Source organism: Pseudomonas migulae NBRC 103157, assembly GCF_002091715.1.
Classification (GTDB): Bacteria; Pseudomonadota; Gammaproteobacteria; order Pseudomonadales; family Pseudomonadaceae; genus Aquipseudomonas; species Aquipseudomonas migulae_A.
In genome coordinates this window covers 1-13231 of record NZ_BDAG01000040.1, presented here as the reverse complement: position 1 = coordinate 13231, position 13231 = coordinate 1, and the positions used below count along the sequence as shown (strand labels likewise).

The 13231-nt window shown below is 60.6% G+C and carries 14 protein-coding genes; 6 read left to right on the top strand and 8 right to left on the bottom strand.

All coding sequences use genetic code 11. The features are described 5' to 3' along the window. Positions 1–39: 39 nt before the first annotated feature. A complete protein-coding gene (locus PMI01S_RS24710; RefSeq protein ID WP_084322745.1) occupies positions 40–1665 on the bottom strand; it encodes a methyl-accepting chemotaxis protein in 1626 nt (541 codons plus the stop codon). Positions 1666–2081: 416 nt separating this feature from the next. On the opposite strand from PMI01S_RS24710, the gene PMI01S_RS24705 reads away from it, so the two are divergent. Continuing rightward, the gene (locus tag PMI01S_RS24705; protein WP_084322744.1) at positions 2082–3104 is read left to right on the top strand and encodes a transporter; all 1023 of its coding nucleotides are present in this window, start codon (positions 2082–2084) and stop codon (positions 3102–3104) included. 128 nt (positions 3105–3232) lie between these two features. Then, the gene (locus PMI01S_RS24700; protein ID WP_084322743.1) at positions 3233–4849 is read left to right on the top strand and encodes an inorganic phosphate transporter; all 1617 of its coding nucleotides are present in this window, start codon (positions 3233–3235) and stop codon (positions 4847–4849) included. A gap of 51 nt (positions 4850–4900) precedes the next feature. Here PMI01S_RS24700 and PMI01S_RS24695 read toward each other — a convergent pair whose 3' ends face one another. Continuing rightward, positions 4901–5338, bottom strand: coding sequence for a multidrug/biocide efflux PACE transporter (locus PMI01S_RS24695; RefSeq protein ID WP_084322742.1), 438 nt, complete (start codon positions 5336–5338; stop codon positions 4901–4903). An 89-nt stretch (positions 5339–5427) separates the two neighbouring features. Here PMI01S_RS24695 and PMI01S_RS24690 point away from each other — a divergent pair, with 89 nt between their 5' ends. Next, entirely contained in the window at positions 5428–6282 is an 855-nt protein-coding gene (locus tag PMI01S_RS24690) for a LysR family transcriptional regulator (protein ID WP_084322741.1), read from the top strand. A 111-nt stretch (positions 6283–6393) separates the two neighbouring features. On the opposite strand, the gene PMI01S_RS24685 is transcribed toward PMI01S_RS24690, so the two are convergent. The 3 genes from PMI01S_RS24685 to PMI01S_RS24675 form a co-directional block, all read right to left on the bottom strand. Continuing rightward, complete coding sequence (locus tag PMI01S_RS24685; protein ID WP_084322740.1) at positions 6394–7629, bottom strand: RNA polymerase sigma factor; 1236 nt, start codon at positions 7627–7629, stop codon at positions 6394–6396. Positions 7630–7771: 142 nt separating this feature from the next. Further along, positions 7772–8116 carry a YciI family protein gene (locus PMI01S_RS24680; protein ID WP_084322739.1) on the bottom strand — a complete coding sequence of 115 codons (345 nt, stop codon included), beginning with the start codon at positions 8114–8116 and terminating at the stop codon, positions 7772–7774. A gap of 66 nt (positions 8117–8182) precedes the next feature. After that, positions 8183–8608 (bottom strand): YybH family protein, encoded by a 426-nt coding sequence (locus PMI01S_RS24675; RefSeq protein WP_084322738.1) that lies wholly within the window; start codon positions 8606–8608, stop codon positions 8183–8185. A gap of 142 nt (positions 8609–8750) precedes the next feature. On the opposite strand from PMI01S_RS24675, the gene PMI01S_RS24670 reads away from it, so the two are divergent. Both PMI01S_RS24670 and PMI01S_RS24665 read left to right on the top strand, forming a co-directional pair. Continuing rightward, on the top strand, positions 8751–9236 hold the full coding sequence (locus tag PMI01S_RS24670) for a GNAT family N-acetyltransferase (protein WP_084322737.1): 486 nt from the start codon (positions 8751–8753) through the stop codon (positions 9234–9236). A 7-nt stretch (positions 9237–9243) separates the two neighbouring features. Continuing rightward, complete coding sequence (locus PMI01S_RS24665) at positions 9244–9849, top strand: pyridoxamine 5'-phosphate oxidase family protein (RefSeq protein ID WP_084322736.1); 606 nt, start codon at positions 9244–9246, stop codon at positions 9847–9849. Positions 9850–9993: 144 nt separating this feature from the next. Here PMI01S_RS24665 and PMI01S_RS24660 read toward each other — a convergent pair whose 3' ends face one another. The 3 genes from PMI01S_RS24660 to PMI01S_RS24650 form a co-directional block, all read right to left on the bottom strand. After that, on the bottom strand, positions 9994–10482 hold the full coding sequence (locus PMI01S_RS24660) for a GNAT family N-acetyltransferase (RefSeq protein ID WP_084322735.1): 489 nt from the start codon (positions 10480–10482) through the stop codon (positions 9994–9996). Between the two features lie 97 nt (positions 10483–10579). Beyond that, a complete protein-coding gene (locus tag PMI01S_RS24655; RefSeq protein ID WP_084322734.1) occupies positions 10580–11065 on the bottom strand; it encodes a GyrI-like domain-containing protein in 486 nt (161 codons plus the stop codon). 68 nt (positions 11066–11133) lie between these two features. Further along, complete coding sequence (locus tag PMI01S_RS24650) at positions 11134–11796, bottom strand: LysE family translocator (RefSeq protein WP_084322733.1); 663 nt, start codon at positions 11794–11796, stop codon at positions 11134–11136. 139 nt (positions 11797–11935) lie between these two features. Here PMI01S_RS24650 and alaC point away from each other — a divergent pair, with 139 nt between their 5' ends. Continuing rightward, positions 11936–13153, top strand: a complete 1218-nt coding sequence (gene alaC, locus PMI01S_RS24645) for an alanine transaminase (protein WP_084322732.1) — start codon at positions 11936–11938, stop codon at positions 13151–13153. The last annotated feature ends 78 nt before the right edge of the window (positions 13154–13231 follow it).

Sequence of the window (13231 nt, the reverse complement as noted above, 5' to 3'; positions counted from 1 at the left end):
TTTTCGGATCGTGCGGCTTTTTTGCGTTCCGGTAATGCCTTACGCGCTCAGGCGCGCCGTCACTTCATTCAGTTGCCCGGACAACCCGTGCAAGTTGTGACTGGCCGCTTCGGTGCGTTGAACGTTGTCCAGGTTGGTGCTGGCGATGCTGGTGATCTCGGTGAGATTGCGCGAGATGTCTTCGGCGACTGAGGTCTGCTCTTCGGCAGCGGTAGCGATCTGGCGGTTCATGTCGCGGATGGCTTCCACGGCGTGGGTGATACGCTCCAGCATCGCACCGGCCTCGGTCACTTGCTGGACGCTTTCTTCGCTGCGCGACTGGCCACTCTCTATCGCCTGCGCCGCGTCCACCGCACCGGTTTGCACGGTCTGGATGATCTGGTTGATCTCGATGATCGACGCCGCCGTGCGCTGGGCCAGGCTACGGACTTCATCGGCCACCACTGCGAAACCGCGCCCGGCTTCACCGGCACGGGCGGCTTCGATGGCGGCGTTGAGCGCCAGCAAGTTGGTCTGCTCGGCGATGCCGCGAATCACTTCCAGTACCTTGCCGATGCGGCCGCTGTCGGTTTCCAGCTGTCGAATGACCGTCGCCGTGTTGGCGATTTCACCGCGCATGCGAGTGATGGTGTGGATGGTGCCCTGCATGACTTTTTCGCCTTGCTGGGCGGACTGGTCGGCATCGTCGGCGGCACGCGCGGCGTCGGCGGCGTGGCGCGCGACTTCCTGCGCGGTGGCGGACATTTCGTTCATCGCCGTGGCGACCTGATCGGTGCGGTTGAACTGCTCGTTGGTGCCGCTGGCCATGAGGCCGGCGATCGCTTTCAACTCACTGCTGGCGCCGTCCAGGTCCTTGGTACTGACCTGCAAGCGGCTGAAGGTGTCAGCAAGGAAATCGCGCAGTGTGTTGGCCGCGATCGCCAGTTTGCCCAGCTCATCCTGGCGGGTGCTGGCCACGCGCTCGGCAAACTTGCCCTGACTGAGTTGCGCCACGTAGTCGATCAGTTTGCGAATCGGCTCGACCAGGTTGCGGTTGACCAGCCACAGGCTCAACAGGCCGATCAACAGACCCGATGCGAGCATCACGATGCTGCCCAGCAACACAGTGCGATCGGCGCTGGCGCTGATCAGCTTCGACTGTTCGACGCCCTGCTTGCGCAATTCACTGACCAGTTCGCTCATCTGATCGCTGGTCGCCCGGTCCATGCCCTTGACCGCGGTGTCGCCCGCGGTTGGATCGGCGCCGGCCGCCACGTAGGCATCGCGGCCCTTTTGGTACGCCGAACCCAACTGACGATGTTCTTCACGCAAGCGTTCGATGCGGGTCTTGAGTGGCGGCTCGATGCCCTTTTGCCCGGCCAGTTCGCCGAGGATGCCCTGCACATCGCGTTGGCGGTCTTCGAACTGCTTCCAGTACTTGTCCAGGTCCGCCGGTTGCTTGCCGCGCAGCAGGACGTTTTTCCATTCCTGAACCTGCACCTTGAATTGCAGGTTGGCTTCATCGATCAATTGCGAAGTGTGCAGCGGGCCGTCGATCAGGTTCGCGTAGTTCTGAACGCCGCCGGACAGAAAATGAAAGCAGGCCAGAGCGATCAGCAGCATTGCAAACAGGCTGCCGCTCAGCAGAGCGAGAATTTGCGCTCTCAAGGACTTTTGCAAAAACATTGGGAAAGGTACTCATGACAGGAATGAGGAACGCCCTGAAGAGGCGTGAAAATGGTCTGGACATTCCCTGTCTACAGCGTCTAACGCATGCTTTTGTAGGAGCCGGCTTGCTGGCGATAGCGTCCGGCCAGTCGACATATTTTCGACTGGCCGGACGCTATCGCCAGCAAGCCGGCTCCTACGAGATCGGCGTGTCAGGACCGTTCTTGAGCGGTTCCGACCGTCGGTAGAAGGCACTTGGCCAGCCCCACGAAGCTGTCACAAAACTGTCAAGGCGCCTTGCGATGATGCGGGCGGGCTTGCTCGCGATGGTCGTTAACGAAAACACCGCGTAGAAGGATCAACGCGGTGTCCTTGCGTTCATCGCGAGCAAGCTCGCGCCTACGAGAGACAAAGCCCCCCCTTTGCGAGACCTCATGAACCACAGCATCGACCAAAGCCATCGCGACCCGGACCTGTTCGGTCTGCTGTACGGTTTCAGTTTTCGTCCCGGCGAACGCGGTCGGGAAATCGATTCGGCCATGGCGTTGCGGTCCCTGCAGCAGCCGGGCGACAGCGATGAGTTTCTCTGGTTGCACCTGAACCTCGCTCACGCCGCGTGCGAACGCTGGATGAAAAGTCATCTGGAATTGCCCGACGAGTTTTTCGAAGCCTTGCATGAAGGCTCGCGCTCGACGCGCATCGAGCATGTCGATTCGGCCTTGCTGGCGGTGGTCAACGACGTGGTGTTCAACCTCAGCAGTATGGTCTCCTCGGATGTGTCGACGCTGTGGGTGTGCGCCCGCAGCCGGCTGATCATCAGCGCGCGCCTGCAACCGCTGCACTCGGTGGACAAGCTGCGTTCGTCGGTGAAGGCCGGTGAATGCTTTCGCTCGCCGCTGGAATTACTGGTGCATTTGCTGCGTGATCAGGGTGAAGTGCTGACGCAGATCGTGCGAAAGACCAGCCTCAGTGTCGATCAGATCGAAGATGAGTTGCTGTCTTCGCGGCTGTCGACCAACCGCGCCGAGCTGGGCGCCAATCGCCGGGTGCTGGTGCGTTTGCAACGGCTGCTGGCGCTGGAGCCGGGCTCGTTGCTGCGCTTGCTCAATCGCCCGCCGCAATGGTTGCAGAAGGAAGACGTGAAGGAGTTGCGCAAATCCACCGAGGAGTTCGCACTGATCATCAACGACCTCACGGCATTGGGTGAGCGGATCAAGCTGTTGCAGGAAGAGATTGCCGCCAACCTCAACGAGCAAAGCAACCGCACGCTGTTTACCCTGACGGTGGTGACGGTGCTGGCGTTGCCGATCAACATCATTGCCGGTTTTTTTGGCATGAACGTGGGGGGCGTGCCGCTTTCCCAGGATCCGGAGGGGTTCTGGATTCTGGTGGCCTTGGTCGCGACGTTTACCTTGATTGCAGGGCGGTGGGCGTTTCGCAAGCGCCAGGATTATTAAGATCAAAAAGATTCTGCTTTTAGATCAACGAAACGACAAAAACCCCAAACCCTGACTTAACGCAACTCCTCTGTAACATCCAGCAACGATCATGGGCGACACTCCTTCCCTCCCCAGGATTGCCCGTCATGGCTACGCCTTCCTACACCGTCCAGACTCAGGCTCCCGCCAGCGGCGCCAGACCGCAGTTCGACAAGAAACCTGGCCTGTTCACCCTGGTAATTTTCTTCGGCGTGCTGGCCTGCGGACTGCTGTTCACCGCGTACAGCCTGATGCACGACATGAGCGAACTCGGTACGGTGGTCACCACCTGGACGCCATTTCTGTTGCTGGGCGTGGCGCTGCTGATCGCGCTGGGTTTTGAGTTCGTCAACGGTTTCCACGACACCGCCAACGCGGTGGCCACGGTGATTTACACCAACTCGATGCCACCGAATGTCGCGGTGGCCTGGTCGGGGTTCTTCAATTTCCTCGGGGTATTGCTGTCCAGCGGCGCAGTGGCGTTCGGCATCATTGCCCTGCTGCCGGTGGAGCTGATTCTGCAAGTCGGTTCGTCCGCCGGGTTCGCGATGATTTTCGCCCTGCTGATCGCCGCGATTCTGTGGAACCTCGGCACTTGGTGGCTGGGTTTACCCGCGTCTTCATCACACACACTGATCGGTTCGATCATTGGTGTCGGTGTGGCCAATGCCCTGATGAATGGCCGCGACGGCACCAGCGGCGTGGACTGGGCGCAGGCCATAAAAATCGGTTACGCGCTGCTGCTCTCGCCGCTGGTCGGTTTTGGTTTTGCCGCGCTGTTGCTGCTGGCCTTGCGCGCCTTCGTCAAGAATCGTGCGCTGTACAAGGCGCCGAAAGGCAACACGCCGCCACCGTGGTGGATTCGCGGCATGCTGATCGTGACCTGCACGGGCGTGTCGTTCGCCCACGGTTCCAACGATGGCCAGAAAGGCATGGGCCTGATCATGCTGATTCTGGTCGGCACGCTGCCAATGGCTTATGCGCTGAACCGCACCATGCCGGCCGATCAAGCCTTGCAGTTCGCCGCCGTCGCCGAAGTCACCCAGCAAGCGTTGGTGAAAAGTACGCCGCTGCCGGCACCGGCAGACCCGCGTCCGGTGCTGTCCGACTACGTGCGCAGCAAGGAGGTCACGCCGCAACTGATCCCGGCCCTCGCCGCGCTTACCGGCCGTATCGGCGCCGAGGTCAAGGGGTACGGCTCGCTGTCCAAAGTGCCCGCCGAAGCCGTGAGTAACGTGCGTAACGACATGTACCTGACCAGCGAAACCATTCGCCTGATGGACAAGAACAAGGTCGGCAACTTCGACGCCGACACCCGCGACAAGCTGCAACTGTTCAAGCAGCAAATCGACAACTCGACGCGGTTTATCCCGCTGTGGGTGAAAATCGCGGTAGCGATTGCGCTGGGCCTGGGCACCATGGTCGGCTGGAAACGCATCGTGGTGACGGTCGGCGAGAAGATCGGCAAGAGTCACCTGACCTATGCGCAAGGCGCCTCGGCGGAGACCGTGGCCATGCTCACCATCGGCGCGGCGGACATGTTCGGGCTGCCCGTGTCGACTACCCACGTGCTGTCTTCGGGGGTGGCCGGGACCATGGTCGCCAACGGCGGCGGCTTGCAGATGAAGACCATCCGCAATCTGCTGATGGCCTGGGTGCTGACCCTGCCGGCGGCGATTATGCTGTCGGGCAGTTTGTATTGGTTGTTCACCCAAATCTTCTAGCCCCAACACACCCCCGGTGTAGGAGCTGCCGCAGGCGGCGATCTTTTGCATTTATCCTTCACACGCCTGGCGCAGAAGGACCCGCTCCCGCACCACGTCGTACGCCCAGTGGTAAACGTAGGTGTATGGCAGGAAAAACAGCAACACGCCGATATCCAGCAGGAACGCCTGCCACAGGCTGACCTTCAGCCACCAGGCAATCAGCGGCACGCCGACGGCGACCAGACCGCCTTCAAAGAGCAGCGCATGAACGACTCGCGTCCAAGCGTTGTGCGCGATGTCGAAACGCTGCAGCACACGATCGAAAATCCCGTTGAACACCACGTTCCATGCCAGCGCCAACATTGCGATCACGACGGTGACGACGCCCATGTCGAGCATCGGTTTGTCCATGATCCACGCCAGCAACGGGGTGCAGATCAAAATGGCCAACAGCTCAAAGCCGATGGCCTGGAAAATACGTTCGGTGATGGATTTTTGCATGTTCATGAGCAGAGATCCTGAGTGACTGTGGTTGCGATGATCCACTCTCACACCGATACTTCATAACCAATAACCATCGATCAAGGCGATAGTTCATGGCATCCCAGGAAGTGTTGCAGGCGTTTGTGCAAGCGGCGACCCAAGGCTCGTTTTCCGCAGCGGCGCGCAAACTCGGGCGCAGTCAGTCGACCATCAGCGCCGCGGTGGCGAGCCTGGAGATTGATCTGGATCTGATCCTGTTCGACCGCAGTAGCCGCAAGCCGACCCTGACACCGGCCGGGCATGTGATGCTGCAACGGGCCGAGGAGATCCTGGCGGCGACCAGCCGTCTGGAAATGACCGCCAGCCAGTTGGCTCAAGGGGTTGAACCGAAGCTGACCGTGGCGATTTCCGACACCTATCAATCCGACCGTTTCGAAGCGGCGCTCAGTGCGTTCGAGCAGCGCTACCCGGACCTGGAACTCGAATGCCTGATCGCTGAATGCGATGACCTGGTGGCGCTGGTGCAAAGCGGTCGGGCGCATGTGGCGTTCGCCGAGCAACAAGACAGTTACCCGCCGGACCTGGTCAGTTCGACGGTGCAGGAGCGTACGGAAATTGCCTTGTTCGTGTCCCGCGAGCATCCGTTGGCAGCACTGGCGAGCATCGATCAGGACACCTTGCAACAGCATCGGGAGTTGCGTCTGGCGACCATCGTCAATCCATATGAAAGCCGCGCCAAGGGGCGCGTCTGGTCGGCACCGAGTTATTTGATGTTGCTGGAAATGGCTCAGGGCGGGTTCGGTTGGGCACCGTTACCGCGATGGCTGGTGGGTCGGTTCGGCGCCGGGACATTGCAGGAGTTGAACGTGCGCGGGTGGCCGAAACCGCTGTTCGTCGATGCACTGTGGTCGCGGCTGCATCCGCCGGGGCCGGCGGGGAGTTGGTTGCTCAGCAAGATGTTGGAATAGTGGTGAGGCGTTCGCGAGCAAGCCCGCTCCCACATTCGATCCGGTTCATTTAGGAAGGACTCGGTCTAATGTGGGAGCGGGCTTGCTCGCGAAAAGGCCCGTCAGATCACATCACTTTAACGCCTTGATCCGAGCCTCGATAAACCGCCGCTCCGGCACCTGCTGCGTCAATTCCAACGCCCTTTCATACGCCGTCCGCGCCTCCTCTACCCTGCCCAACTGCCGACAGAACTCCGCCCGAGCCGAATGCGCCAGGTGGTAATCGAGCAATTCGCCGCGATTCAGAATCCCTTCCACCAACGTCAACCCCGCCAACGGCCCATCGCGCTTGGAGATCGCCGCCGCACGGTTCAACTCGATCACCGGCGAAGGCACAGCCGCCAACAGCACGTCATACAGCCCCACAATCTGCAGCCAGTCGGTCTCCCCCGCCGTCGGCGCTTCGGCATGCACCGCGGCGATGGCCGCTTGCAAACAGTAAGGACCGAATCGCCGCGTACCCAGCGCCCGCTCGATCAACGCACAACCTTCGGCAATCAACCCGGCATCCCACAGCGAACGGTCCTGCTCATCCAGCAGGATCAGTTCACCACTCGAAGACGTCCGCGCCGGACGCCGTGATTCATGCAACAGCATCAGCGCCAGCAGGCCCATCACCTCGGGCTCGGGCAGCAGTTCCATCAGCAAACGCCCGAGCCGGATCGCCTCGCGGGTCAGGTCTTCCCGGGTGAGTTCGGTGCCGACGGACGCCGAGTAACCTTCGTTGAACACCAGGTAAATCACCCGCAGCACGCTGTCGAGCCGCTCGGGCAATTCCGCCAGGGTCGGCACTTGATAGGGAATTTTCGCGTCGCGGATTTTCGCTTTGGCCCGCACGATGCGCTGGGCAATGGTGGCCGGTGCGGATAGAAAGGCCCGGGCGATTTCTTCGGTGGTCAGGTCGCAGACTTCGCGCAAGGTCAGCGGCACTTGAGCATCCGCCGCCAGGGCTGGGTGACAACAGGTGAAGATCAGGCGCAAGCGATCGTCTTCCACGTCTTCGTCACTCCAGTCGGCCTGCTCCAGCGCCTCCAGTTGAGCGATCAACATCGGCCGGGACGCGGCAAACCGCGCACGGCGACGCAACACATCGATCGCCTTGAAGCGCCCGGTGGAGACCAGCCACGCCCGCGGGTTGTCCGGCACACCATCACGCTGCCAGCGCTCGACCGCGATAAAGAACGCCTCGTGCAAGGCCTCTTCGGCGAGGTCGAAATCGCCGAGCAAACGGATCAGGGTCGCCAGGATCCGCCGCGACTCCTCGCGGTAAACCTGCTCGACCCGAGCCTTGACCGACACCCCGGGCATCAGTCCTGCGTGCCTTCGGTCACCAGCGTCACCCGCCGATCCAGGCTTTGCCGCCGGCCATCATGGAAAGGCGACTCGAACTCGGCGGGCAGTTTCTTGCAAGGCTGCGAACTCATGGTGATCTCCCGGGTTGTGATTGTCATCAGGGGTTCAATTCACGGACAGGTCGCACCTCGACACAGCCGACCCGAGCCGCCGGAATGTTGCCGGCAACCTGGAGCGCTTCATTGAGGTCTTTGGCGTCGATCAGGTAGAAGCCCGCCAGCTGCTCCTTGGTTTCGGCGAACGGACCGTCGGTGATCGACATTTTGCCGTTGCGCATGCGCACGGTGGTGGCGGTCTGCACCGACTCCAGCGCCTCGGCGGCGATCATGCGGCCGCTGCCCTGGATCGATTCGGCGTAGGCCATGCACTCGGCGTCGTTGGGACTTTCGGGCAGTGAGTGCAACGCCTGTTCGTTGCTGTAAACCAGGCATAAGTACTTCATGGGGCTCTCCGATCGAACTGATCAACTATGGCTGCAGTCTGGGGGTTTGGCGCTGCTTCCCGACGATCAGGGCTGCAGGTCGAACAGCGCGGTGCCACTCGTCATGTCGAACGGGGCCGACCAGTGTTCGTGGACGATGCGCCATTGCCCGGCCTCGCGACGATAGCAGGCGGTCACGCGCATCCAGCAGGCCTGGGTTTCGCCCTTGTCGTTGGTGCCGCCGCAGTGGGCCAGCCAGTGGGCAAAGGCGATGTGCTCGTCCGCCACGACGTTCATGTGGTCGAAGTCGAACGTGTGCGCACCCTGGCACATTTCCATGCATTCCAGCCAATGCGCGCGGTAGGCGGCCTTGCCGCGCAATTGCAGGGCCTTGACCGCGTCGTAGGAGACGATGTCATCGCCATACAGGGCCATGATTTTTTCGACATCCTTGGCGATGACCGCCTGGCGATAGGTGTCGATCAGGGTCTCGATTTCGTGAGTAGCGTTCATGGTGGTTCTCCGTGTTTTTTTGTTTTGAAGACACCCTTAGTCGTTCGGCGAAATGCCGAATCGACAGTCGAAATAAAAATAATCCATGGGCGCAAACTCGCTAGAATCCAAGGCTCATTTGCGATGGAAAAAGGACCCTCCCGTGATAACCCGACTCGTGCCTTACGAAAGCCTGAACGCGCTCCAGCGCCAACAGGTCGAGGCCATCGAAGTTCACAAAGAACAAATCAAATTCTCCGGCGACATCCACGGTGCGTTGCACACCGTGCTGTCCAGACCCGGCCCCGGCGTCAAAGGATTTGCCCTGTTGGCCGATGACATCCCCGTTGCCTTCCTGCTGCTCAAACGCCCGCCGGTGCTGCCTGCCTGGGCCGATGAACACAGCGCGACGTTGCACGCGCTGCAAGTCGATCAGCGTCATCAAGGCAAAGGGCATGGCAAGGCCTGCCTGCAAGCCCTGCCCGAGGTGGCGCGTCAGGCGTTTCCCGAAATCAGGGCGCTGGAGTTGTCGGTGGACGCGGACAACGAGGCCGCCATTGCGCTGTATGCCAGATTCGGCTGGGTCGACAGCGGCGAAGCGTATAAGGGCCGGATCGGTCACGAACGGCGCATGGGACTGATTTTCTGAGGTGGTTATGCTCGACAGCATCGAAGCACTGGAAGCGATCTACGGCCAGCCCCACGACCGCGCCGTGCGCAAGCAAATCCCCTTTCTGAACGAGGACTATCAAGCGATGGTTCGCGCCTCGCCGCTGGTGATCATCAGCTCGGTCGGCCCCGACGGCCTGGACGGCTCGCCGCGCGGTGACACGCCGGGTTTCGTGCGAATCATCGATGAGCGCACCCTGGCGATACCGGACCGCCCGGGCAACAACCGCATCGACACCCTGCGCAATGTGGTGCTCGATTCACGGGTGTCGCTGTTGTTCATCATCCCGGGGATAGGCGAGACGTTGCGGGTCAACGGCTCGGCGCAGATCAGCAATGAACCGGGGCTACTGGAAAGCTTCGCGGTCAACGGCAAACCTGCGCGCACGGTGATGCTGGTGACCGTGGAGGCGGCGTTTTTTCACTGCTCGAAAGCGATCGTGCGATCGGATTTGTGGAACCCCGAGAAGCACCTGGATCGCTCGGCGCTGCCGACGGCAGGGGCGTTTCACAAGCGGTTGAATGATGGGCAATTCGATGCGGAAACTTATGACCGGGAAGCGCCGGCCCGGGTGCGGGATAGCCTCTACTGATATCGCTCACACGATGACAATCCAATGTGGGAGCGGGCTTGCTCGCGAAGGCGGTGTCTCAGTCACTCATGATGTCGACTGACACACCGCCTTCGCGAGCAAGCCCGCTCCCACACTCGATCTTCGATGTTCGATGGAATCTGGTTACAACGTCAGCACCATCTCATGCCACGCCATCCCGCCATGATCCGACGCGGAAGGCTTGACGTAGGCAAACCCGAACCCGGCATACAGCGGAATATGCCGCTCTTTGCACATCAGGTTGATGCTGGTCTTGCCCAGTGCACGCATCCGCTCGATGAACTCGCCCATCAAACGTTTCGCCAGGCCGTGCCCCTGATAATCCGGATGCACCACCACCGACATGATCACCACGTGCGGGCCGGCCGGGTCGTGGCCGATCAGTTCCTTGAACGCTTCGTCTGACATCTCGACCTGAAACGCCGCCCCGGAGTTGATGAAACCGGCTACGACGCCGTCCACTTCGGCGACGATAAAACCTTCAGGCCAGGTGGCGATGCGGGTGGCGATTTTCTCGCGGGTGGCAGCTTCGTCGCCTTCGTAGGCAACGGTTTCGATGGCGTAGCAGCGGTCCAGGTCAGCGGGGATGACGTGGCGGATGACGGTGTTCATGGCGGCTCGGAATCAGCGGGGGAAAGGCTGGGGATCATAAATCAGCGTCGGCACGACATCGAGAGGCGAATCGCTGATCCGCCTCTCGACCCAGACATTACGCCTTGATCGGCAACCAGATTTCCAGCTTGCCGGTGTTGAGCTTCGGGTTGAAGTCTTCGCTGTAGCGTTCGAATTCCGGGGCGTCCGCCGCTTCTTTACCGGACTGTGGCAGCCAGGTTTTCCAAATGTATTGAAAGGTCTGCGGCAAGGTATCCAACGAGCCTTTGTGCTCGAACACCGCGTATTGCTGAGGCTGAACTTCGACCCATCGGTACTTTTCGGGCAAGTCGTCCAGCTTGCTGATTTCAACGCCTGCGATGTATTCAAAACCGCCCTTGCCATCCGGGTTACAGCAGATGCCGTAGGTCACTTCGCTTTTCTGACCGGGAATCCTACCGATTTCGGGAATGAATTTCTCCCAAAGATCGGGGATCTGTTTGGATGTGTCCTGAGTAAATCGACCACCAAGCCCCGCAATGAGCAGAAAGTGCCCGTGTTCAAAACGTGGTTCGTCCTGTTTTACGTCTGGTTGCTCATCCATGACTCGACTCCTGGGATCAAAAAAGTGGGTTCGGCTGGGAGTATAGAAGCCAAACCCGATTCGCCCAATTACAGTGCATGCAACGCCTCGACGGCGCCCGTGCCAACGAACTCGTTATAACCCGATAGAATCACGTACACCGCGAAATAGCAGAAGATCGCCGCCGATGCCATGTAGGAGTAACGCAGCAGTTTGTCACCGAGCAACTTGCCGCCATGGCTCGCTGCGAAGCACAAACCTACGCACCAGAGGATGCCGGCGCAGAGAAAACCGCCAAGAAACAGCGCCGAACTGAGGGCACCACCGCCGCCGGAACGCGCAATCAGTGTGCCGCCTACCGCGGCAAACCAGAGAATCGCGCTGGGTGACGACATCGCGAGGAAAATGCCGCGTAAAAATTCTTTGCGGTGGGAGTTGTGTCCGACCTCCGCGGTTTCTGCCAGCAGTGCCTCATGGTGAATGGCCGAATAGATCATCTTCGCCGCGAAGTACACCAGCAACGCCGAACCGCCGATCCACAGCACCCAGCGCACGGTTTCGTATTGCAGCAGGACGGTCATGCCGGCCAGTGCCAGCACCGCGTAAATCAGGTCGCCGACGCAGGTGCCCAACCCCAGCGCAAAGCCTTGAAAATAGCCGCGCTGCATCGCCAGGGTGATCATCGCAATATTGGCCACGCCAATGTCCAGGCACAAAGAAAGGCTCAGCAAGAAGCCGCTGCTAAATTCCATCGACCGATTTCCTTCGGAAAAATTTGTTTACACACTCGCTGGACAGTGTGCCATGCCACCCCTTATCTTCCGCAACAGGTCACCTCAGTGACCAGCGTCGCTCGGACGGTTCCGGGCGCTCACGTTATCCGAGGCAACAATGGCTAACCCAGGTTCGCCGCGCCGCTTTGCGCGCATAGATCGACTCCCCCCTTACGTTTTCAACATCACTGCCGAGCTGAAGATGGCCGCCCGTCGTCGTGGCGAAGACATCATCGACTTCAGCATGGGCAACCCCGACGGCCCGACGCCGCCGCACATTGTCGAAAAACTCGTCACCGTCGCCCAGCGCGAAGACACCCACGGCTACTCCACGTCCAAAGGGATTCCGCGCCTGCGCCGGGCGATTTCCAACTGGTACAAGGATCGCTACGCGGTCGACATCGACCCGGAAAGCGAAGCCATCGTGACCATCGGTTCCAAGGAAGGCCTGGCGCACTTGATGCTGGCCACCCTGGACCAGGGCGACACCGTGCTGGTGCCGAACCCGAGCTACCCGATTCACATTTACGGCGCGGTGATTGCCGGCGCCCAGGTGCGTTCGGTGCCGCTGATTCCGGGCGTGGACTTTTTCGCCGAACTGGAACGGGCGATTCGCGGGTCCATCCCGAAACCGAAAATGATGATCCTCGGCTTCCCGTCCAACCCGACCGCGCAGTGTGTGGAACTGGACTTCTTCGAGCGGGTGATTGCCCTCGCCAAACAGTACGACGTGCTGGTGGTGCATGACCTGGCCTACGCCGACATCGTCTACGACGGCTGGAAAGCCCCCTCGATCATGCAAGTGCCGGGCGCCAAGGACATCGCGGTGGAGTTTTTCACCCTGTCCAAAAGCTACAACATGGCGGGTTGGCGGATCGGTTTCATGGTCGGCAACCCGGAACTGGTCAACGCCCTGGCGCGGATCAAGAGTTACCACGACTACGGCACCTTCACCCCGCTGCAGGTTGCCGCCATTGCGGCGCTGGAAGGCGATCAGCAGTGCGTCAAGGACATCGCCGAGCAGTACCGGCAGCGTCGCAACGTGCTGGTCAAAGGCCTGCATGAACTGGGCTGGATGGTGGAAAACCCGAAAGCGTCGATGTACGTCTGGGCGAAGATCCCTGAGGCGTATGCGCACCTGGGCTCGCTGGAGTTCGCCAAGAAACTGCTGGCCGAAGCCAAGGTGTGCGTCTCGCCGGGCGTGGGGTTTGGTGAGTATGGGGATGATCATGTGCGCTTCGCGTTGATCGAAAACCAGGACCGGATTCGTCAGGCCGTGCGCGGGATTCGCGGGATGTTCCGCACGGATGGGCTGATCGCAAAAACCAACGCCTGACACCTGTAGGAGCCGGCTTGCTGGCGATGCAGGCGACTCGGATTAACGCCTGACCGAGTCGATTCCATCGCCAGCAAG